23 protein-coding genes are annotated in these 20,030 nt (G+C 67.8%); 14 read left to right on the forward strand and 9 right to left on the reverse strand.

From position 1 onward, the window contains the following. The first annotated feature begins 19 nt into the window (after window positions 1-19). Both AB4120_RS08185 and AB4120_RS08190 read left to right on the forward strand, forming a co-directional pair. Window positions 20-643 carry an RNA polymerase sigma factor gene (locus AB4120_RS08185; RefSeq protein ID WP_149138719.1) on the forward strand — a complete coding sequence of 208 codons (624 nt, stop codon included), beginning with the start codon at window positions 20-22 and terminating at the stop codon, window positions 641-643. Continuing rightward, entirely contained in the window at window positions 630-1,433 is an 804-nt protein-coding gene (locus AB4120_RS08190) for an anti-sigma factor family protein (protein ID WP_149138720.1), read from the forward strand. Before AB4120_RS08185 ends, AB4120_RS08190 begins: the two co-directional genes overlap by 14 nt. A gap of 6 nt (window positions 1,434-1,439) precedes the next feature. Here the strand turns inward: AB4120_RS08190 and AB4120_RS08195 are convergent, their stop codons facing one another. Then, window positions 1,440-1,886, reverse strand: coding sequence for an Ohr family peroxiredoxin (locus AB4120_RS08195; protein WP_149138721.1), 447 nt, complete (start codon window positions 1,884-1,886; stop codon window positions 1,440-1,442). Between the two features lie 229 nt (window positions 1,887-2,115). On the opposite strand from AB4120_RS08195, the gene AB4120_RS08200 reads away from it, so the two are divergent. Both AB4120_RS08200 and AB4120_RS08205 read left to right on the forward strand, forming a co-directional pair. Then, the gene (locus AB4120_RS08200; protein ID WP_149138722.1) at window positions 2,116-2,577 is read left to right on the forward strand and encodes a MarR family winged helix-turn-helix transcriptional regulator; all 462 of its coding nucleotides are present in this window, start codon (window positions 2,116-2,118) and stop codon (window positions 2,575-2,577) included. A gap of 90 nt (window positions 2,578-2,667) precedes the next feature. Then, window positions 2,668-3,258, forward strand: a complete 591-nt coding sequence (locus tag AB4120_RS08205; RefSeq protein WP_187645216.1) for a PAS domain S-box protein — start codon at window positions 2,668-2,670, stop codon at window positions 3,256-3,258. A 39-nt stretch (window positions 3,259-3,297) separates the two neighbouring features. Here the strand turns inward: AB4120_RS08205 and AB4120_RS08210 are convergent, their stop codons facing one another. After that, window positions 3,298-4,122, reverse strand: a complete 825-nt coding sequence (locus AB4120_RS08210) for an IclR family transcriptional regulator (protein ID WP_149138723.1) — start codon at window positions 4,120-4,122, stop codon at window positions 3,298-3,300. Between the two features lie 164 nt (window positions 4,123-4,286). Here AB4120_RS08210 and AB4120_RS08215 point away from each other — a divergent pair, with 164 nt between their 5' ends. The 4 genes from AB4120_RS08215 to AB4120_RS08230 are packed head-to-tail and all read left to right on the forward strand — an operon-like array spanning window position 4,287 to window position 7,652. Then, a complete protein-coding gene (locus AB4120_RS08215; RefSeq protein ID WP_149138724.1) occupies window positions 4,287-5,294 on the forward strand; it encodes a TRAP transporter substrate-binding protein in 1,008 nt (335 codons plus the stop codon). Window positions 5,295-5,331: 37 nt separating this feature from the next. Further along, complete coding sequence (locus AB4120_RS08220; RefSeq protein ID WP_149138725.1) at window positions 5,332-5,775, forward strand: type II 3-dehydroquinate dehydratase; 444 nt, start codon at window positions 5,332-5,334, stop codon at window positions 5,773-5,775. Between the two features lie 15 nt (window positions 5,776-5,790). Beyond that, complete coding sequence (locus AB4120_RS08225) at window positions 5,791-6,375, forward strand: TRAP transporter small permease (RefSeq protein ID WP_441642132.1); 585 nt, start codon at window positions 5,791-5,793, stop codon at window positions 6,373-6,375. Continuing rightward, a complete protein-coding gene (locus AB4120_RS08230; protein WP_441642133.1) occupies window positions 6,372-7,652 on the forward strand; it encodes a TRAP transporter large permease subunit in 1,281 nt (426 codons plus the stop codon). The genes AB4120_RS08225 and AB4120_RS08230 overlap by 4 nt, the downstream gene beginning before the upstream one ends. A gap of 212 nt (window positions 7,653-7,864) precedes the next feature. On the opposite strand, the gene AB4120_RS08235 is transcribed toward AB4120_RS08230, so the two are convergent. Next, complete coding sequence (locus AB4120_RS08235; RefSeq protein WP_441642134.1) at window positions 7,865-8,620, reverse strand: ABC transporter substrate-binding protein; 756 nt, start codon at window positions 8,618-8,620, stop codon at window positions 7,865-7,867. Between the two features lie 195 nt (window positions 8,621-8,815). On the opposite strand from AB4120_RS08235, the gene AB4120_RS08240 reads away from it, so the two are divergent. Beyond that, window positions 8,816-9,238, forward strand: coding sequence for a cupin domain-containing protein (locus AB4120_RS08240; RefSeq protein WP_149139371.1), 423 nt, complete (start codon window positions 8,816-8,818; stop codon window positions 9,236-9,238). A 49-nt stretch (window positions 9,239-9,287) separates the two neighbouring features. Here the strand turns inward: AB4120_RS08240 and AB4120_RS08245 are convergent, their stop codons facing one another. The 4 genes from AB4120_RS08245 to AB4120_RS08260 all read right to left on the reverse strand — a co-directional run bounded on the left by AB4120_RS08245 (window position 9,288) and on the right by AB4120_RS08260 (window position 13,510). Then, window positions 9,288-9,761: an MEKHLA domain-containing protein gene (locus AB4120_RS08245; RefSeq protein WP_149138726.1), complete on the reverse strand. Its 474-nt coding sequence runs from the start codon at window positions 9,759-9,761 to the stop codon at window positions 9,288-9,290. Window positions 9,762-9,797: 36 nt separating this feature from the next. Further along, window positions 9,798-10,178, reverse strand: coding sequence for a VOC family protein (locus tag AB4120_RS08250; RefSeq protein WP_149138727.1), 381 nt, complete (start codon window positions 10,176-10,178; stop codon window positions 9,798-9,800). Between the two features lie 59 nt (window positions 10,179-10,237). After that, the gene (locus AB4120_RS08255; RefSeq protein WP_441642135.1) at window positions 10,238-11,314 is read right to left on the reverse strand and encodes a porin; all 1,077 of its coding nucleotides are present in this window, start codon (window positions 11,312-11,314) and stop codon (window positions 10,238-10,240) included. A gap of 360 nt (window positions 11,315-11,674) precedes the next feature. Further along, window positions 11,675-13,510 carry a cytochrome c biogenesis protein DipZ gene (locus tag AB4120_RS08260; protein WP_441642136.1) on the reverse strand — a complete coding sequence of 612 codons (1,836 nt, stop codon included), beginning with the start codon at window positions 13,508-13,510 and terminating at the stop codon, window positions 11,675-11,677. 438 nt (window positions 13,511-13,948) lie between these two features. Here AB4120_RS08260 and AB4120_RS08265 point away from each other — a divergent pair, with 438 nt between their 5' ends. The 3 genes from AB4120_RS08265 to ycaC all read left to right on the forward strand — a co-directional run bounded on the left by AB4120_RS08265 (window position 13,949) and on the right by ycaC (window position 15,625). Then, on the forward strand, window positions 13,949-14,290 hold the full coding sequence (locus tag AB4120_RS08265; protein WP_144200079.1) for a hydroxyquinol 1,2-dioxygenase: 342 nt from the start codon (window positions 13,949-13,951) through the stop codon (window positions 14,288-14,290). An 84-nt stretch (window positions 14,291-14,374) separates the two neighbouring features. Then, on the forward strand, window positions 14,375-14,794 hold the full coding sequence (locus AB4120_RS08270) for an organic hydroperoxide resistance protein (RefSeq protein WP_149138729.1): 420 nt from the start codon (window positions 14,375-14,377) through the stop codon (window positions 14,792-14,794). Window positions 14,795-14,998: 204 nt separating this feature from the next. Further along, window positions 14,999-15,625 (forward strand): isochorismate family cysteine hydrolase YcaC, encoded by a 627-nt coding sequence (gene ycaC, locus AB4120_RS08275; RefSeq protein ID WP_149139372.1) that lies wholly within the window; start codon window positions 14,999-15,001, stop codon window positions 15,623-15,625. Window positions 15,626-15,693: 68 nt separating this feature from the next. Here the strand turns inward: ycaC and AB4120_RS08280 are convergent, their stop codons facing one another. Continuing rightward, on the reverse strand, window positions 15,694-16,599 hold the full coding sequence (locus AB4120_RS08280) for a LysR family transcriptional regulator (RefSeq protein ID WP_149138730.1): 906 nt from the start codon (window positions 16,597-16,599) through the stop codon (window positions 15,694-15,696). A 115-nt stretch (window positions 16,600-16,714) separates the two neighbouring features. On the opposite strand from AB4120_RS08280, the gene AB4120_RS08285 reads away from it, so the two are divergent. After that, window positions 16,715-17,392, forward strand: coding sequence for a hydrolase (locus tag AB4120_RS08285; protein WP_149138731.1), 678 nt, complete (start codon window positions 16,715-16,717; stop codon window positions 17,390-17,392). 35 nt (window positions 17,393-17,427) lie between these two features. Further along, a complete protein-coding gene (locus AB4120_RS08290) occupies window positions 17,428-17,919 on the forward strand; it encodes a flavodoxin family protein (protein ID WP_144199985.1) in 492 nt (163 codons plus the stop codon). Between the two features lie 50 nt (window positions 17,920-17,969). Here AB4120_RS08290 and AB4120_RS08295 read toward each other — a convergent pair whose 3' ends face one another. Then, entirely contained in the window at window positions 17,970-19,952 is a 1,983-nt protein-coding gene (locus AB4120_RS08295; RefSeq protein WP_149138732.1) for a phosphatase PAP2 family protein, read from the reverse strand. Window positions 19,953-20,030 lie beyond the last annotated feature (78 nt).

The raw sequence follows: 20,030 nt of genomic DNA on the forward strand, positions 1-20,030 counted from the left end.
GTCCGGTCTGAGGACTGAGGTGGACGCCCCCGCCACGCGCCGCCGCTTCGACGCCCTGGTGCTGCCGCACCTGGACGCCGCCTACAACCTCGCCCGCTGGCTGTGCGGCAACACGGGCGATGCGGAGGACGTGGTGCAGGAGGCGTTTCTCCGCGCGTTCCGGCTGTTCGGCAGCTTCCGGGGCGACCAGCCGCGGCCCTGGCTGCTGGCCATCGTCCGCAATACGTGGTTCACGACCTGCGAGAAGCGCCGGGGCGCGGCGGAAACGGACTATGAGGAAGGCGAGATGGACACCGCGCTGCCAGACTGGCATGGCGCCGCCACGGACCCGGAGCAATGGCTGATGCGCGAGGAGGACGTGCGGCTCGTGCATGCGGCGCTGGCACGGTTGCCGGTGGTCTTTCGTGAAGTCATCGTCCTGCGCGAACTGGAGGAGTTGCACTACCGCGATATCGCGCGCATCGCGCAGATACCGGTCGGCACGGTGATGTCCCGACTGGCACGGGGCCGGCGCATGCTGGCCGCCACCGTCACGGCGCTGCGTGACGAGGCGCCGATGGCCCCCGCGCCGGCGGATCGCCAGGACCTTTCGGACGCACCACCCGCTCACCCCGCCGGAGAGACGAAACATGGATTGCCATGACGCGCAGCTGCTCCTGCAGGCCTGTGCCGACGGGGAAGTCGGCGCGGCAGACAGTGTGCGGCTGGAACGACATCTTGAAAACTGCGACCAGTGCGTGGCCTGCCTGCGCAATCTTCAGGCGCTGCGCGCGGCCACGCGCCACGGCGCGCACTATCACCGCGCGCCCGCCAGCCTGCGCGCGCGCATCGTGGCCGCGCTGCCCGGCGATGCGGCCGTGCCGCAGGACGACCTCGCGCCGCCCGCGCCGGAAGGCTGGCGCCGCTGGTTCACGTGGTCGCCCGCCATCAACGCGGCCATGGCCTGCGTCACGGTGTTTGCCGTCGGTCTGGGCCTCCAGCAGCACGCCATGCGGCAGTCCCCGGCAGAAGGCATGGCCGACGCCGTGGTGACGAGCCATGTGCGCGGCCTGATTTCGAACCACGCCATCGATGTGGCGTCGTCCAATATGCATGTGGTGAAGCCGTGGTTCAACGGCCGTGTCGACTACGCGCCGGAGGTCCGCGACCTGGCGAGCGCCGGGTTTCCGCTGCTGGGCGGCCGGCTCGACTATGTGCAAGGCCATCGCGTGGCCGTGCTGGTCTATCGGCGCGACGGGCATCCGATCGATGTATTCGTGCTGCCGGAAGACCCGCATGGGGCGGGCGGCAGCGGCGAAGCCGTGCAGCAGGGCTACCAACTGCAGCGCTGGGCGGCACGCGGCATGCAGTATTGGGCCGTCAGCGATGCCTCCGCGACCACCCTGCGCGCCTTCGTGCAGGCATGGCGCAACGCGGAAGCGGTTGCGCCATGAGCCCCGTTACGCGGTAGCGACGCTCAGCGTGACGTCGATATTGCCGCGCGTCGCCTTCGAGTACGGGCAGATGGCATCGGCGCGGTGCGCCACGGCTTCAGCGGCCTCTTGCGCCACGCCGGGCAGGTTCACGTGGATGCGGCCCTGCAGGAAGTAGTCTGCGCCAGCCATGCCCAGGTCCACCTCGATCTCGACCGACAGGTCGGCCGGCACCGCCACCTTCAACTCCTTGGCCGCAAGGCCCAGCGCGGCGATATAACAGGCCGACCACGCGCCGGCGAAGAGCTGTTCAGCCGTCGGGTGGGACTGCACCGCTTCATAGGCATAGGTCGGCGCCGTCTGGTTGCCGGGCGTGGTGAGGTGGATGTCGACGTTGCCGTGATGGCGCGGGCCGCCCTTGCTGCCGGTGGTGTGGGTCTTGCCGGTGAACAGTACTTTTTCGATCTTGGTCATGATGGGTGAGGGTCTCTCTGAAACTAGTGTGGTTTAACAAATCGCATGCGATGTAATCGCATGCGCTGCATAATGGTTCACGAGACCGGGCAAGTCAAGGCGTTTGTGTAGCGCGCGTGAAGAAACCCGGCCCACGGCGCAGTGGCGCGGCGGGGTAGGCGCTCAGCGCTTACGATTGCGTCGCATACGATGTATTCTTTGCCATCGGCACGACACGACGAGGAAGCAGATGAAACCCATTGATGAGACAAGCGCCGCGGATACCCCGCTGTCGGACTTCCTGTGCTTCGCGGTCTACTCGACGAACCTTGCCTTCGGCAAGCTCTACCGGCCCGTACTGGACAAGCTCGGGCTCACCTATACCCAGTACGTCACCCTGGTGGCGCTGTCGGAGGCGGACGGGCAGACCGTCAGCGGCCTCGGCGAAAAGCTCTTCCTGGAGTCGAACACGCTGACGCCCATCCTCAAGAAGCTGGAAGCGATGGGCCATGTCGAACGCAAGCGCGACCCGGAGAACGAACGGCAGGTGCGCGTGAGCCTGACCAAAAGCGGGCGGCGCGTGCGCGAGAAGGCGGCCAGCACCGACCTGATGTCGGCATGCGGTCTGACGCCGCAGGCCTTTGCCAAGCTGCAGAAGGAAGTCATTGCGCTGCGTGACAACATCGTGCACGCCGTCACGGACGAGACGTAGCGTCAGTGCCGCTGGAGTGAACGCCAATCCTCTGGCATGATCGGCCATCATTGTCGCGATGGTTTCTCGCGGCCCCGGGGATCGGTACACATGATTGAACGCTTGGCGGAAGACGCGATCCTGACGCTGGCGGACAGCTTGCCAGACACGGTGTTCCTGGTCGACAAGGCTGGGAGGATCCGCTACGTCAATGCCCAGTGCGCGGAGAGCCTGGGCTTGTCCCAGGCCGCCATCATCGGCCAGGCCATGATCGAACTGGTGGCGCCGCGTGACCGCGACCGGACCCTCCGTGAAGCGGGCGAGGTGATGGCGGGGAGCAGGCGGACGGGGTTCGAGAACCGCTACCAGCACCGCGATGGTAGTGACGTTCACTTCTCATGGTCCGCCCGCTGGCTAGAGGCGCATCAACTGCGCTTTGGCGTGGCGCACGACGTCACCAGCCTGAGGCAGCCCACCTGCGACCACCTGATTCCCGCCGCCTTGCTGAATGTGTTGGAGCCCTGCGAGCAGCAGGTACTGCTGTTGCTGCTGACGGCGGCCTCCGAGAACCAGATCGCCGCACGGCTGGGCCTGACGGCATCCACCACGCAGGCGCATGTCGCCAACGTCTTCGCCAAGCTCGGCGTGCGCGGGCGCATGGGGCTGATGAGCCTGTGCCTGCGCGGCATGGAGCAGGCCTGAAGCAGGCCCTGAAGCGGCCCTGAAGCGGCCCCGGCGAGGTCAGGCCGCAGCCGAGTTGTCTTCGTTGTTGCGGCCCTGCAGCGGAAAGCGTGTGCGGAACATCGGCGATGCCAGGCTGGCCAGCGCGAGTTCGTCGGCGGCGGCCAGCAGGTCGGGGCCCAGTGCGGTCATGCGTGCCTCGGTCAGCCGCACGGCCGGTCCGGCGATGCTCAGCACGCCAATCGGCTCGCGCTCCTTGCGCTTGACCGGCGCGGCCATCGCCGTCATGCCGGGCGCGAACACCTCGTTGATCATCGCAAAGCCGCGCGCGCGGCTCTCGTGCAGCATCGTCAGCAGCGCCCCGATGGTGGTGGGCGCGTTCGGACCATATTCCTCGGGCGACCCGAAGCCCTGCCGCGTGACCAGTTCGATGGCGCGCTCGTCGCTCATGGTCAGCATCCAGGCGTGGCCGGACGCGCTGCAAGACAGCCGGGCGTCCATGCCCATGTCGGGGTCGTAGCGCAAGCCGTGCCGGGCGCCCTGCGCCTTGGCCACCCACGTCAGGTGCTCGCCATCCACGATGGCCAGGCGCACCAGCTCCCCCGAAATCTGTGCCAGGCGGTCCACCAGCGGCTGGGCGATATCGACAATGCCGGTGGCGCTCAGGTAGCTCAGGCCGATGGACGCCACGCGGGCGGTCAGCGCGTAGTCGCCATGATCGCGGAGCTGGCGCACATAGCCGCAGCGCACCAGCTCGTTCAGCAGGCGGTGCGCGGCGCTCTGCGGGATTTCCAGTTCCTGCGCGATGGACGCCAGCGGCACGCCTTCCGGCTGGGTGGCGAGGTGTTCCATCACGGCAAGCGCGCGTTCGAGTACTCCGGCCATATCGAATGAGTGTGGTGTCTGGGCGATGGGATGGGCTAGATACTAACCCCAAGTGGAAACTGATTCCATGTGGAATAGTATTCCACTCACTGCGGGGGAGCCATCGGGATCGGCCCCAATACCTGGCCATCCCCCAAGAAAAAAGACAATCGAGGAGACAAGGCATGAGGAAGACCATTCTTCGGCTGGCGCTGGCCGCCGCGCTGGGCACCATCGCCGCCACGGCCATGGCGCAGGACATCCAGGAGCGCACCATCCGCTTCGGCCATCTGAACAATCCCGACCATCCGGTCAGCTTCGGCGTGAAGAAGTTTGGGGAGCTTCTGGCCGCCAAGAGCGGCGGCAAGCTGAAGGTGAAGGAATTCCCGGCCTCCCAGCTGGGCAACGAGATGCAGCAGCAATCGGCCTTGCAGGGCGGGGTGCAGGAGATGTCGGCGCCGGCCTCCACCTCGCTGGCGGGCATCGTCAAGGAGTTCGGCCTGATCGACCTGCCGTTCTCGGTGAGCAGCTTCGAGCAGGCCGACGCGCTGCTGGACGGCCCGCTCGGCAAGGCGCTGATCGCCCGGTTGCCCGAGAAAGGGCTGGTGGCGCTGGGCTTCTGGGATCTGGGCTTCCGCAACGTTACCAATTCCAAGCGCCCGATCGCCCGGCCGGAGGACTTCGAGGGCCTGAAGATCCGCGTGATCCCGAACCCGGTGTTCCTGGACACCTTCAAGGCGTTCAAGGCCAACCCGGTGCCAATGCCGTTCGCGGAACTGTACGGCGCGCTCGAATCCAAGGCGGTGGATGGCCAGGAGAATCCCTTCGCGGTGATTCTTTCGAACAAGTTCTATGAAGTGCAGAAGTACGTGAGCGCCACCAACCACGTGTACGCCGCCAATATCGTGCTGGTCAGCAAGAAGTTCTGGGACAAGCTCTCGCCGGCCGAGCAGAAGATGATGAACGAGGCTGCCGACGAAGCGCGCGTCTACCAGCGCCAGGTGAGCCGCGCCGCCGCGCAGAAGGCCGTGGGCGAGCTGCGCGCGAAGGGTATCCAGTACAACGATGTCACGCCGGCGGAACGTGCGCGCATGCAGCAGGTGGTCAAGCCGGTCACCGACCATTTCATGGCCAGCTACGACCCGGCCATCGTGAGGCTCTACAACGACGAGATCCGGCGTATCCGCAAGTAAGCGCATCGCCCCTGCCATCCCTGACGCCCCCCACATCATGAAAATCCTCGTTCTGCACGGCCCGAACCTGAACCTGTTCGGCCGCCGGGAGCCGCACATCTACGGCACCACCACGCTCGACCAGATCAACGAACGCCTGGCGGCGCTGGCCGCCGAACTGGGCGTGGAGCTGGCCACGATCCAGTCGAACCACGAGGGCGCGCTGATCGACTTCCTGCACGACCACATCGACGCCGCCCAGGGCGCCCTGATCAATCCCGCGGGGCTGACCCAGCACGGCGTGCCGCTGCACGATGCGATCAAGGCCATGCCGTTTCCCTCGCTGGAAATCCATATGTCGAACATCGCGGCCCGGGAAACCTGGCGCGCGCATTCCATCATCTCGCCGGCGGTGAAGGGCACTATCCAGGGCCTCGGCGTGCATTCCTACCTGGCGGGGCTGCGCGCGCTGGTCGGGCTGGTCTCCGAAGCCACGTCCTAGGCGGCACGGGTCATCATGGGTCGCCTGATCGATGGAATCTGCCGCGTGCTGGAGGCCGGCATCGCCCTGCTGCTCGCGGTGATGGTGGTACTGGTGTTCGGCAATGTGGTGCTGCGCTATGGCTTCAACTCGGGCATTACGGTGTCGGAGGAGGTGTCGCGCTGGATGTTCATCTGGCTCACGTTCCTGGGGGCGGTCATCGCCCTCAAGGAACGCGGGCACCTGGGGGTGGACATGCTGGTCGGCAAGCTGCCTGCCTGGGGCAAGAAGGTCTGCCTGGTGGTCAGCCAGGTACTGATGCTCTATATCGTGGTGCTGCTGTGCAAGGGCAGCTGGGACCAGGCGGTCATCAATCTCGACGTGACGGCCCCGGTGACCGGCGCCTCGATGGCGATTGTGTACGCCGCCGGCATCGTGTTCTCGGTGCTCGCGGGCGTCATCATCGCCCTGGATCTCTGGCGCCTGCTGTCCGGGAGGCTCGCCGAGGACGAACTGGTCATGGTGCAGGAGTCCGAGGAAGCGGTACAGATGAAGCAGATTCTCGACCAGGCGGACGCGGTGGATGCCGCGGACCTCGGCAGCACCGGGAGGCGCGCATGACCATCACCGTCTTTATCGGCTCGCTGCTGGGCGCCATGCTGATCGGCATGCCGATCGCCTTCGCGCTGCTGGCCAGCGGCGTGGCGCTGATGTGGCACCTGGACATGTTCGACGCCCAGATCCTGGCGCAGAACGTGATCGGCGGCGCCGACAGCTTCCCGCTGCTGGCAGTGCCGTTCTTCATGCTGGCTGGCGAGATCATGAACGTGGGCGGGCTGTCGCGCCGCATTGTCGATCTGGCGCTGGCGCTGGTCGGGCATATCAAGGGCGGGCTGGGCTACGTCACCATCATGGCCGGGTGCCTGCTGTCGGCGCTCTCCGGCTCGGCCGTGGCGGACGCCGCCGCGCTGACCGCGCTGCTGCTGCCGATGATGGTCAGCGCCGGCCACAAGAAGGAAACGGCGGGCGGGCTGATTGCCGCCACGGGCGTGATCGGGCCCGTGATTCCGCCAAGCATCGGGCTGGTGATCTTTGGCGTGGCCGCCAACGTGTCCATCTCCAAGCTGTTCCTCGCTGCCATCGTGCCGGGTTTGCTGATCGGCGTGGCGCTGTGGCTCACCTGGGCCTGGCTGGCGCGGCGCGAGCACCTGGAGCCGCCGCCGCGCAAGTCGCGCACGGAGATCCTGGCGGCGTTCCGCCATGCGCTGTGGGCGTTGATGCTGCCGGTGATCATCCTGGTCGGGCTGCGCATGGGCGTGTTCACGCCCACGGAGGCCGCCGTGGTGGCGGCGGCGTATGCCCTGTTCGTGTCGATGGTGGTTTACCGCGAGCTGAGCTTCGCCCAGTTGCGCGGCATCTTCGTCACGGCGGCCAAGACCAGCGCCGTGGTCATGTTCCTGATCGCGGCGGCCATGGTCAGCGCCTGGCTGATCACGGTGGCGGACCTGCCGTCCAAGGTGGTGGAGCTGCTCCAGCCGTTCATGGGCAACAAGATCCTGCTGATGGCAGCGATCATGGTGCTGGTGATGATCGTCGGCACGGCCATGGACATGACGCCGACCATCCTGATCCTGACCCCGGTGCTGATGCCCGTGATCAAGGCAGCCGGCATCGATCCCGTGTACTTCGGGGTGATGTTCATCATCAACAACTCGATCGGACTGGTCACGCCGCCCGTGGGCACGGTACTGAACGTGGTGGCCGGCGTGGGACGCATGAAGATGGACGAGGTCACCCGGGGCGTGGTGCCGTTCATGATCGCCGAGTTCGCCATCATGTTCCTGATGGTGGTGTTCCCGGCGCTGGTGACGGTGCCGGCGAAGTTGTTCGGGGGGTGAGGGGGCAGGTGGGACGGAATGCGGACAATGTAATAATGATGTATTGCCATCCGCTAAGCACATCCCTCGAATGCCAACCAACGAGCCCACCACCAAGCGAACCCGGACGAAGCGCAGCGCGGACGCCACGCCCGCCGCTGCTGAAGGCGCAAAGAAGGGAGACAGCGCGGGCGACGAGTCCTCGCTGAGCGTCGCTGTGTGTCGATGAGGGCTCAGCCCCCCGCCAGAGGCGCCACGGTCGCGCCGTGGATGTGGTGCTTCTGCAGCGCCGCCGCCACCGCGCCGGACGCCTTGCGCTCCTCGACAAACGACGCCAGGAAGGACGCCGCCGCGTCGCCGCGAGACTTCGGCACACCCATCGCCTGACGAATCACCATGAAGCGCTCGTCCAGCAGGCGCAGGTTGGGCAGGCCCCGGATATCGGCCTCCAGCTGCTGGCGGACCCCGGCGGCCACGTCGAGATCCTGTTCGAGGAAGGTGCGCACCACCTCCTGCGACGACGGCGCATGCACGATCTCTGCATGCTGGAGTTCGCGGGACAGGAACAGGTCGTAGGCGCTGCCCTTGCCGACCACCACCCGGGTGCCGGCGTGGTCCACGTCCGCGTTGGTGTGCACCGGCGAGTCGTTATGCACGAGGTAGTAGCCCTCGATCAGCACGTAGGGCTCGGTGAAGGCGATGCTGGCGCCGCGCTTGGGGTCGATGGCGAAGAAGCCGATGTCGGCCTGCTCGTTCGCCACCAGATCGACCGACTTCCCGGCGGTTTCCACCACCACCAGCTCGAGCTTCACGCCCAGCCGCTCGGCCAGCGCGCCGGCCAGGTCCACGGATACGCCGCCAGCGCCGCCGGCGCCGCCAGCGGCGGGAACGTCAACGCGGTGCGCAAGAATCGGATTGCCCAGGTTGATCGCGGCACGCAGCACGCCGGTCGGGGCGAAGGCGTCCAGGAGTGGCTTGTCTACGGTCATGGGGTTGGAGTCGGGAACCTACGTTGGGGGAGGGTGCCGGCCCGCAGCGGTGCGGGCGTGGGGGCCATTGTATCGCCGCGTATCGGCGCCCGGCGTTCGTACACCGGCATACAGAACCGCCCCCGGCCCGATACACGCGCCACACACCGGCGCGATGCAATGGCGACTCCCTCCACTGCATCGCAAAGGCTTCTCATGACCTCCACCCGCACCCCCGCCCGTACCTCCAGCCGCACCCTTGCCGCCGCCGCCCTGCTGATCGGCGCGGGGCTCTTTCAGGCCGCGCACGCCCAGAACGTCGGCCTCCACCGTACGGACCTGGTGCAGAGCGACCTGAGCACGCCGGGGCGCGAAGCCGTGCAGGTGCGGGTGGACTTCGATCCGGGCGCCGTCTCGATCAAGCATGCCCATCCGGGCGAGGAAATCGCCTACGTGCTGGCGGGCGAACTCGAATACCAGCTGGAGGGCCGCGCGCCGGTGACGCTGAAGGCCGGCGAGGCGCTGTTCATCCCGGACGGCACCGCGCACGTGGCGAAGAACGTGGGGCGTGGCAAGGCATCGGAGCTGGCGACCTATGTGGTCCGGAAGGGCGCGCCGCTGGTCTCGCCGGTCAAGTGACGTTCAGGGCACGCCAAAGTCACGCGCAAATCAAGGTCACGGCGCGTCCCTACAGGTCGCGCGTCCGGGGAATGATCACCGCCTGCCCATGCAGCACGCCGTCGGCGTCGATCAGCTGCCACAGGGTGGCTTCCTCGATCATGAAGCGCTTGCCGGTGCGGGTGATGCGCACGCCGGTGTAGCCGGTTTCGTAGCCCACGCGCTGCACGCGCGCCAGGAACGCCTGCCGCTCGGCCTGATTGGGTGGCTCGGCAGACAGCCGGGACGGCAGCCGCGTGATGGCCGCCCAGTCGTACTCGAAACGCTGCTGGGCGGCCAGGTTGCCGTAGACGAAGACCGGATCGGGCGCGGTGTTGTGGGCGAGTATCGCGAACGGCGCTTCCTCGTAGAGCCAGCGGGCCGCCTTGGTGGCCGGCATCGGCTCCGGCACCAGTGCGCGGCCCAGCAGCCGCTGGTAGCTATCGGCCAGAAGCTGGTAGTAGGCGGCGTCGCCGGGCTCGCGGGGAGTAAGTATCGAAGACATAAGCGTAAAGCGGAAGGAAGGGAGCCAAGACAGCCGTCAGGCCGGCTGGTCGATGGACTGGCCGATCCGCCACAGCACCCCGGACGGATCGTCAATCGTGAAGTCGCGCATGCCCCAGGGCCGGTCCTCGGGCGGGTTCACGCGCACGCCGTAGCGCGCGCCCAGGTCCTGGGTCACCACGTGCTGCCACCAGGCCTCCACATCCACCACCAGCAGCGACATCATCAGGTTCTCGGCGAACGGCTTCTCGTAGAAGCGCGTCAGCAGGAAGCTTGAGCGCCCGGCGTGCAGGTAGGCCATCTCGTCGCTGCCCCAGGCCTCCGTGAAGCCGAGGTCGAGGTAGAAGCGCTTCGACAGGTCGAAATCCCGCGCCGGCAGAAACGCCTTGATCTCGATGGTGTCCATGTTCGCGGTCATCGCCGGCTCCCAGGTTGAACAGAGGTTTAACGGACGGAGCGGGCGATGATAGCGCGGCTTCAGAAATGGTGTCGCATGCCCACCATCACGCCGATGCGGGTGGTGTCGTCCACATCCGTGGCCGGCGTGCCGGCCCAGTATTCGGTCTCCCGCCCCACCGCGCCGCCGCGCGCATGCACGATATCCGCCTCCACATAGACGCTGGTGCGTTTGGAGAGCGCGTAGTCGCCCACCAGCGCGATGCTGTCCGCGTTGCCGCCGCCCAGCCGCACCGGGGTGTCCTGGAACTGCGTGGTCACGTTGCCAGACTGCTGGTAGCGGTAATAGGCGCCCGAGACGTGAAACGCCGGCGTGAGCTGGTAGCCGAGCCCGACGAACGAGATGGCGAAGCGCGCGTCGCCGGCGGACTCGCGCCGGCCCATGTGGCCGAGGTAGGCCGTAGCCTTGCCGAACGCGTAGGAGCCCCCCACCGAGTAGTTGCGTAGCGTGTTGGCGCCATCGTCGCTGCGGCGCTGGTCGTAGGCCACGCCGAGCACCACCGGGCCCTGCTGGTATTTCACCCCGCCGCCGAGCGTGGTGCCGCGCCCCATGCTGCCGGCCTGCTCGCCGGCGCCGTAGTCCAGCTGCACGGAGAACGGCCCCACGGTGCGCTGGTAGACCACGCTGTTGTCGATGCGGTAATCCTGGAAGAAGATGTCCCCGCCGATGTAGAGCGGATCGGACCAGAAATTGCCCCAGCCCTGGTCGAGCGGGTCGAACGCCCAGCCGATGTTGTTGAGGGCGTTGTACTGGCGGCCGAAGGTCAGGCTGCCCCAGTCGCCGCTCAGGCCCACCCAGGCCTGCCGGCCGAACAGCGCGTTGTAGGCGGTGCGGCCGTCGTCGCTGGCGAAGCCGCTTTCCAGCTGGAAGATGGCGTGCTGGCCGCCGCCCAGGTCTTCATCGCCCTTCAGGCCCCAGCGGCTGCCGACCATGCCGCCCGAGACCAGCGCGGCCTGGTCGTTGTGATGACCGTCGATGTTCGACGTATAGCGCACCGCCGAGCTGACGATGCCGTACAGGGTCACGCCCGGTGCGGCGTGGGCGGCGACGGGCAGGAGCCCGGCCGCAAGCAGCCAAAGGCTGGCTGGCTTCTTCATTGCGTTGTCCTCCGGAAAACGGATCCGCCCGCGGCACACGCACGCGTGCCCCGGGAGGGTGGAGTCAGACAAACTGCCTGAGGGATTCAGTCCTGCGCGCGGTCCCCGATGGGTCGCCGACGGGTTCCCGGAAGGGTTCCCGGATAGGTCTCCGATGGGGGGCGCAGGTCAATGACCGGGCGGCTGCGCGCGATGGGCGGCGCAGTCCCCGGAGCGAAGGTGAAGCAGAGGGGTGTTTGCCGGGCAAATGATGCTGGGAGGGGCTGGATGCAGCGGCGCCCCGGCCGGCAGAACGGGGCGTAGTTTACCGCATGCGCGGGGAAGCCCCGCGAAAGTGACGATTACGTTGCTATTCCACCATCAGCCGAAGGTGAACGCATAAGCCTGCACGCCCGGATCGAGGAAGCGGATCTCGAACGTGTGGTCGCCAACTTCGCCCGCCTGCCGCACCAGCTGGTAGAGCCGGGTTTGCGTGACCGCGCCATTGCCATTCTCGTCGGTGTCCGCGCCATGGCTGGTGCCAGGCGGCTTGCCGTCGATGGTCACCTGGAAGCGCACCGCCTGGCCATTCGCTGCCGGGCCGAGCACAAGGTGCAGGTCGCGCGCATGGAAGCGATAGGCGATGGTGCCGTTGGCCCGGTCAAGTGTCGCTTGCTCCGCTCCCACGGTCCAGCGGCCAGACAGCCCCCAGCTGTTCAGGTCCAGCTTGCCGACCGTGTAGTCGCGCGCCGCATCGGGCCGCAGGCCGCCGGGGGAGGCGAAGTTGGTAGCCTGCTGGTAGCCGACATAGGTCTCGCCCGACCGCACGTTGTTCAGGTCCGGCATGGCCTGCGCGCCGCGCGCCTCCGGGGCGACCAGCCCGCTGGCCACCGACTTGTCGCCGGCCTCTGCAAGTAACGCCTGAATCACACGTTCCGACGTTGCATAGCCACCTTCGCCGAACTGGTGATGGCGGATATTGCCGCGACCATCCACGAAATACGCCGCCGGCCAGTAGCTGTTGTCGAAGGCTTGCCAGATCTTGTAATTGCTGTCGATGGCCACCGGGAAGCCGATGCGGAAGTCCGCCACCGCACGGCGCACGTTCTCGGGCTGCTTCTCGAACGCGAACTCCGGCGTATGCACGCCGATCACGGTCAGGCCCTGGTCCTTGTACTTGTCCGCCCAGGCGCGCAGGTAGGGCAGGGAGCGGATGCAGTTGATGCAGGAATAGGTCCAGAAGTAGACCAGCGTGACCTTGCCCTGCAACTGCTCCCGGGTGATCGGGGCCGAGTTGAGCCATTGCACCGCGCCATCCAGCGCCGGCAGGCGGCCTTCGACCGGCAGCGGGGGCAAGGCACCCGGCACACCGCCCGGGAAGCCCACGCGGACGTCGTTGGCGGCCAGCAGCATGCCGTCATTGGTGTGGTTGGCGTTGCTAGCGGTATTAGCGGTATTGGCGGCATTAGCGCCGTTTTTTGCGGCCTGCGACGGCATGTCGCGGGCCTTTTCCACCGCATTGAGCAGCGCCTGTTCGATTCCGGTGGTGCTACCGGCCGACAGCCGCGCCAGCAGTCCGGTGTCCGTGCCGGTGCCGATGATCGCCACGCCAGCCAGCACGCCCACGCCCAGGCCGCGCCGCAGCCACTCGCCGGCGCCCATCGACCGCTTCATCGCCGCAAAGACCCGGCCGCCGATGCCCAGCGCCACGGCCAGCGAGCTGGCAGCACCCGCCGCGTAGGCGGCCAGCAGCAGCGACGTCTCCACGCTGGCGCCATTGAGCGCCGCGCCGGTCAGCACCAGGCCAAGGATCGGCCCGGCGCAGGGCGCCCAGAGCATGCCGGTGGCTACGCCGAGCAGCAGCGAGCGCCATACCGTGGAGGTGTCGCCATCACCGGCCAGCCGGTTGCCGAGTGCCACCACGGGTCTGGCCAGCCGGTCCGCCAGTGCGGGCAGCAGCAGGCTCGCGCCGAAGATCGTGAGCAGGACCAGCGCGGCGTAGCGCCCCACCTGATTGGCCTGCACCACCCAGGCGCCGCCCACCGAGGCCAGCGAGGCCACGGCGGCAAAGGTCAGCGCCATGCCGGCCAGCATCGGCAGCGTGCTGCGCACGAAGGGCTGGCCGGCGCGGGCGAACACGAAGGGCAGCACCGGCAGGATGCACGGGCTCAGGATGGTGAGTGCGCCACCTATATAGGCAAGTATCAGCAGGGTCATGATTGGCATCCGGTAGGAAGATTGGCTTGCCTCGATCAGACCCGCTGCGCATATCGCCGATGTGTCGCCAGCGCGGCTGGGCGTATGCCACTGTGGCGAGGCCGTCGCCAGATACAGAGTGATACATGGCGGCGGCCGGCGGGCTCGCCGATCGGCCCGGTAGCGTCCGATTTGCCCGCTTTGGTCCGTTCCCGTCACCCGAATCCCGCCGGATCGGGGTCCTCCCCCCTCCGTCCCGCCCCCTTTTTGTACGCCTTTGTATCTGGCTCCCGCAGCGATACGTGCCCTGACAGTAAGGCCCCCAAATCGCTACGGGCGCGATACGTCCGTCGACTTAAATGCATTCCGTGGCAGCGCGGCAAGCGAACAAACCAGACGCACCGCAACCCGCCTCGCAATACCTGAATGACTACCGAACCCAAACTTCAAGGAAATACGATCATGACCTCCATCGCCAAGCGCCTCGTTCTCGCCGTCGCCCTCGTTGCCGCCGCTGCCGGCGCCCAAGCCGCCGTGACCGGCGCCCGTGATGTCTACACCGACGGTGCCCGCTCGGTGCAGGAGCCGCGCAACCCGTACAGCGACGGTGCCCGCTCCGTGCAGGACGCCCGCAGCCCGTACAGCGACGGCGCCCGCAACGTCGACCCGTTCACCGATGGCGCCCGTAATGTCGATCCGTACACGGACGGCGCCCGCATCGTGGCCGGCCTGGACCGCACCGGCGTCTCCGCCGACCCGGCACGCACGGTCGACCCCTACCTCGACGGCGCCTACGCCTGATTCGCCTGATTCACCTGATTCACCTGATTCACCTGATCCGCCCGACTGGATCCACGCATTTCAACCCGCAAACTGGAAAACGACATGACCCGTATCGAAAACGTCCTGTACACCGGCAAGGTCCACATCACCTCCGGCGGCCGTGACGGCGCGGCACGCAGCGACGACGGCCGGCTGGACATCAAGCTGGCCTCGCCGGGCACCCGCGGCATCGGCACCAACCCGGAACAGCTGCTGGCCGCCGGATGGTCCGCGTGCTTCATCGGCGCCATGGGCATTGCGGCCAAGGCCCGCAAGGTGCAACTGCCGGGCGATACCGCCGTGGACGCCGAAGTGGACCTCGGCAAGGCCGGCGATGCCTACCTGCTGCAGGCGCGCCTGAACGTGAGCCTGCCGGGCGTGCCGCGCGATGTGGCGCAGGCGCTGGTGGAGACGGCCCACCAGACCTGCCCGTACTCGAAGGCCCTCACCGGCAACATCCATATAGAGATCAATCTGGTCTGATCGGTCCGATCTGGTTGGATGGCAGTCCCGCGCAGCGTTCCTTTGCCAGGACGCTGCGATCCGCATTTCATGACTGCCGCGCTGCCGATGGATCGCCTACAGTGGACTTCACGCCGCCGTTTCGCGGCGGAGCCTGGCCCGCAGGGCTACCCCCGCCGGGCGGATGCCCGTCCGCCCGGCCCAGGTCTTCCATTGGAGCGCATGATGACCAAAACGTATAACCGCCTGGACAAGTCCCAAGCCGCCGTGCTGCTGGTGGACCATCAGGCCGGCCTGATGTCGCTGGTGCGTGATATCGAACCCGACAAGTTCAAGAACAATGTGCTGGCGCTGGCCGACTGTGCCAAATACTTCGGCCTGCCCACCGTCCTGACCACGAGCTTCGAGGATGGCCCGAACGGCCCGCTCGCCCCGGAACTGAAGACGATGTTCCCCGAGGCGCCGTTCATTCCGCGCCCCGGCCAGATCAACGCCTGGGACAACGCCGACTTCGTCGCCGCCGTGAAGGCCACCGGCAAGAAGCAGCTGCTGATCGCCGGCGTGGTCACCGAGGTCTGCGTCGCCTTCCCGGCACTGTCGGCCATCGAGGAAGGCTATGACGTCTTCGTGGTCACCGATGCCTCCGGCACCTTCAACCCGATCACGCGGGACGCGGCCTGGCAGCGCATGACCCAGGCCGGCGCGCAGCTGATGAGCTGGTTCGGCGTGGCGTGTGAGCTGCACCGCGACTGGCGCAATGACATCGAGGGGCTCGGCACGCTGTTCTCGAACCACATTCCCGACTACCGCAACCTGATCACGAGCTACACCACGGTCAAGGGCAGCAAGTAAGCCGCCCTGATTTCGCCGATGGGACGGCGCCGGCCCGGGCCGTCCCGCGCCGTCCCGCGCCCGGGGCGCTAGGCTTCGCGCAGCGCCCCGAACGCTTCGGCGAGATGGTCCACCAGCGCCCGGACCGACGGCAGCAGGCCGCGCCGGGAGGGGAAGACCGCGTGCAGGATTTCGGGCCGGGGCGCCCATTCCGGCAGCAGCCGTACCAGCGAACCCTCGGCCAACTGCGCCGACACCATCATCACCGGCAGGTGTCCCACGCCCACCCCCGCCAGCGCGGCGGTGCGCAGCGCGATCATGTCGCCGGTCACGAAGCGTGGCCGATGGCGGATGTCCGCCGCCTCGCCATCGGGGCCGCATAGTCGCCAGACATGCTCGGCCTGTGGCGCGCCCAGGCTCAGGCTCGGCCAGTCGGCCAGGTCCGCCGGGCGTTGCGGCAGGCCACGCTGCCGCACGAGGTCGGCGCTGGCGAACAGGCATTGCGTGCGTTCGGCCAGCACGCGGATGACCAGGTCGCTGTCCTGCAGCGGCGGCGGCCGGACGCGAATGGCCACGTCCACCGCTTCCGCCACCGGGTCCACGCGCCGGTTGGTCGCTTCCAGATGAAGCGTCACATGCGGGTGGCGCACCATGAAGTCCGCCAGCATGGCGCCGACGTGAACCTGCAGCAGCGCCACCGGACACGTCACACGCACAATGCCGCGCGGCGCCGCGCGGGTCATGTCGATGGCGTCCTGCGCCGCCTCCGCCTCCACCAGCATCGCCTTGCAGTGCTCGTAGTAGGTGCGGCCGATCTCCGTCATGGCGAACTGGCGCGTGGAGCGGTGGATCAGCCGCACGCCGAGCCGCTCCTCCAGCAGGCTGATGCGCCGGCTGAGCTTGGACTTCGGCACCCCCAGCGCACGGCCGGCCGGCGCGAAGCCGCCATGTTCCACTGCCTCCACGTAGTAGTAGAGATCGTTCAGATCTTGCATGCGTGCCTGGGTTTGTCGTTCACGAAATAGGACGCTGAGAGCGTGAATCCGAGTCTACAGCCAAAGCCGCGGGCAGCCTATGCTGAGTCCGCACTCACCTCCAAGGAGAACCACCATGAGCAGCCCGGCAAACTTCAACGGCCAGCGTCCTGTTATCGACCCCTCCGATACCGCGATGCTCCTGATCGACCATCAGAGCGGCCTGTTTCAGACCATCGGCGACATGCCGATGCCCGAACTGCGCCAGCGCGCGGCGGCGCTGGCCCGGATGGCCACGCTCTGCAAGCTGCCGGTCATCACCACCGCGTCCGTGCCGCAGGGGCCCAACGGCCCGCTGATTCCCGAAATCCATGAGAATGCGCCGCACGCGCGCTATGTGGCGCGCAGGGGCGAGATCAACGCGTGGGACAACCCCGAGTTCGTCGCCGCCGTGAAGGAGACCGGGCGGAAGACGCTGATCATCGCCGGTACCATCACCAGCGTCTGCATGGCCTTTCCGTCGATCAGCGCGGTGGCCGACGGCTACAAGGTGTTCGCGGTGGTCGATGCGTCCGGCACCTACTCGAAAATGGCCCAGGAGATCACGCTGGCGCGCGTGGTGCAGGCCGGCGTGGTGCCGATGGACACCGCCGCCGTGGCCTCCGAACTCCAGCAGACCTGGCATCGCGACGATGCCCGGCAGTGGGCCGAGGTCTACACGAAGATCTTCCCGGCCTACCAGTTGCTGATCGAGAGCTACACCAAGGCCCAGGCCGTGCAGTCGGCAGGCGAGGTGCTCGACTCTGCGCGCTGAACACGCCCGGTCCCACATGGTAGAGTCGGCGCACCATGAAGACCTTGTTGATCGTCTATCACACGATGACCGGGGGCACGGCGCAGATGGCGGAGGCGGCGGCCCGGGCGGCGCGCGGGCAGGAGGGCGTGGCCGTCCGGCTGCTGCGCGCCACCGAGGCCGGCGCCGCCGATGTGCTCGCGGCCGACGGCTACCTGTTCGCCACGCCGGAGAACCTGGCGGCGATGTCCGGCCTGATGAAGGATTTTTTCGACCGCTGCTACTACCCGGTGCTGGACCGCGTGAACGGCCGCCCCTACGCGGCCATGATCTGCGCCGGCAGTGACGGCCAGAACGCGCAGCGCCAGCTTGAGCGCATCGCCACGGGCTGGCGCCTCAACCGCGTGGCGCCGACGCTGATTGTCTGCACCAGGGCGCAGACGCCGGAAGCCATCCTCGCCACGAAACAGATCGGCCAGGACGACCTGGACCATTGCGCCGAGCTTGGCGCCGGCCTGGCGGCCGGCCTCGCGCTCGGCGTGTTCTAGCCCTTCAGGCTCCCTCAGCTCCCTCAGCTCCCTCAGCTCCCTCAGCTCCCTCAGGCCGTGCCGTCGATGCGGATCGACAGGCCCGTCTCGGTGTAGACCGCCGTGGTCTTGTAGCCCGGCACCGAGATCGTCGTGAAGCGGCCACGCAGGCTGCCGCAGTTCAGCAGCGCGATGGTGTCGCCCACCGACGGACGGAAGCCGCTGCGGAAGTTCACCGCCAGCGTGCCGCCCGCCACCGTGGCGATGCCGCTGACCGCGAGGCGCCCCGCGCCGCCGCTGCCGATGTCGAGTTGCAGCGTGGTGTCGGCCAGTTGCGTGAACGCGCCGGCGATGACCAGTTGCGCGTCCGCGCTCGACGCCAGCGTACCGCCGCCCAGATAGACCTCTCCCTTGCCAAATGCCGTGGCCGAGACCGCCTGCAGCATGCCGGCCGTCACCTGCGTGCCGCCCGTGTAGGTGTTCTGGCCGCCCAGGCGCAGCGTGCCCGTGCCCTGCTTGGTCAGCTTGCCATCACCGCCGATGTCGTTGCGCCACGTGTCCAGCGCGTGGAAACCGCCACGGCTGGCATCCATGTTCACCACCACGTCGCCCCGGAACGCGCCGTAGCCATCGGCAGCGGCGAACAGGTTCAGGCGGCCCCAGCCTTCGGCATCGTCCATCACCGGGTAGCCCGACGCCACGGCCGTGGTCTTCAGCACCACGCGGCGCTGGGCGGCGTCCAGGTACGGCAGGCGCGTCTCCAGCAGCACCTCGGCCCCCTTCGGCACCACCGCCGGCTTCGTCGTATCGGCGATCGGCGCGAAGCCGAATGTCATGCGGCGCAGGTAGTTGGCCTTGTTGGTGGCGTAGTCGGCAAAGCGGTCGGTGGCGGTGCTGCCCGAATGCGCGAAGTCACGGAACGCCGCGTCGGTGGTGACGTTGGCCGCCGCCATCAGCGTGCTGCGGGCCTGGGCGTAGGCCGCGTCCTTGCGGGCGGCATTGTTGCCGGTGGCGATGCTGGCCGCCGCCGTGGCCTGGCCGAGCATGCGGCCGCTCACCACGTCCAGCGGCGAGTGCATGCCGGCGAGGATGCGGTTCTCGCCGAGTTCCAGGCCGCGCGCCACCATCTCCTGGAAGCGCTCGGGCACCACGTAGGCCATGGCGATGGCGTCGCGCACCGCTTCGGCGGTGTGGCCGCTGGTATAGCCGCCATCGGTGGCCGGCGTGGGGCTCTTGGCCGGTTCCAGCGCCGGCACCACCTGCACGCTGGCGCTCCAGCGCCACGGGCGCGCGTACTTGAAGAAGCGTTTGGCCGGTTCGGTGGAGCCGTTCTCGCCGATGTTGTTGACGAAGTCCACCACCGTGCCGAACGCCGTGTTGGCGCTGCCGGCCACGCCGGTGTTGTTGCCGCTGTCGTTGTAGAGCACGGTCGTGGCGTCGGCGGCGATGTCGGTGATCGTGGTGGTCTGCTGGGCGGCGGTGCGCCATGCGGGGGTCAGCGGGCCCATGCCGTCGGTGATGCTGTACGCCTTGCCCCGGCGGTCGTCGAGATAGGCGGCCAGCGTCTGGGCGGCGGTGCGCTGCGCGGTCACCCTGGCCACGTAGTCGATGTTGGCGGCGAGCACGGCGGCGTTGCGGATCGTGCCGTCGGTGGCGTCGCCGGGCAGGCCGGTCCAGTCCGAGGCCACCACGGCCGGGAAGCTGCCGTTGGCCGCTGCGGTGGTGCCGGCATCGACGATCAGCGAGCGGGGCTGCCACAGGTCGAGGAAGCCGCCCAGCACGCGCACGCCGGCGTTGGTGTCCTTCGTGGCGTAGCGCGCATCCCCGCGCTGGTTGGTGTAGGCGAAGTCGACGAACGGCAGCACCGCCGCCTGGTCGGCCACGGGCGCGCTATCGACGAAACCGAGGTCTTTCGGGGCCGCCGGCACGGCGAGCGGCGGGGTCGATGCGCCCGTGTTGTTGGTGTTGTTGTCGTCGCTGCCGCCGCAGGCGGCCAGCAGCATGGCCCCGATCAGGCTGGCGATCAGGGTACGGGAATGGCGGGGAGAGAGCATGGTGGGCAGGCGCGGCGGCCGGGGAGCGAACGGAAGCCCGCCATGCTAGGGAGGGAGCGTGAAGCTGTTATGACGATT

This window comes from Cupriavidus sp. 2KB_3, from assembly GCF_052115685.1.
GTDB classification, from domain to species: domain Bacteria; phylum Pseudomonadota; class Gammaproteobacteria; order Burkholderiales; family Burkholderiaceae; genus Cupriavidus; species Cupriavidus campinensis.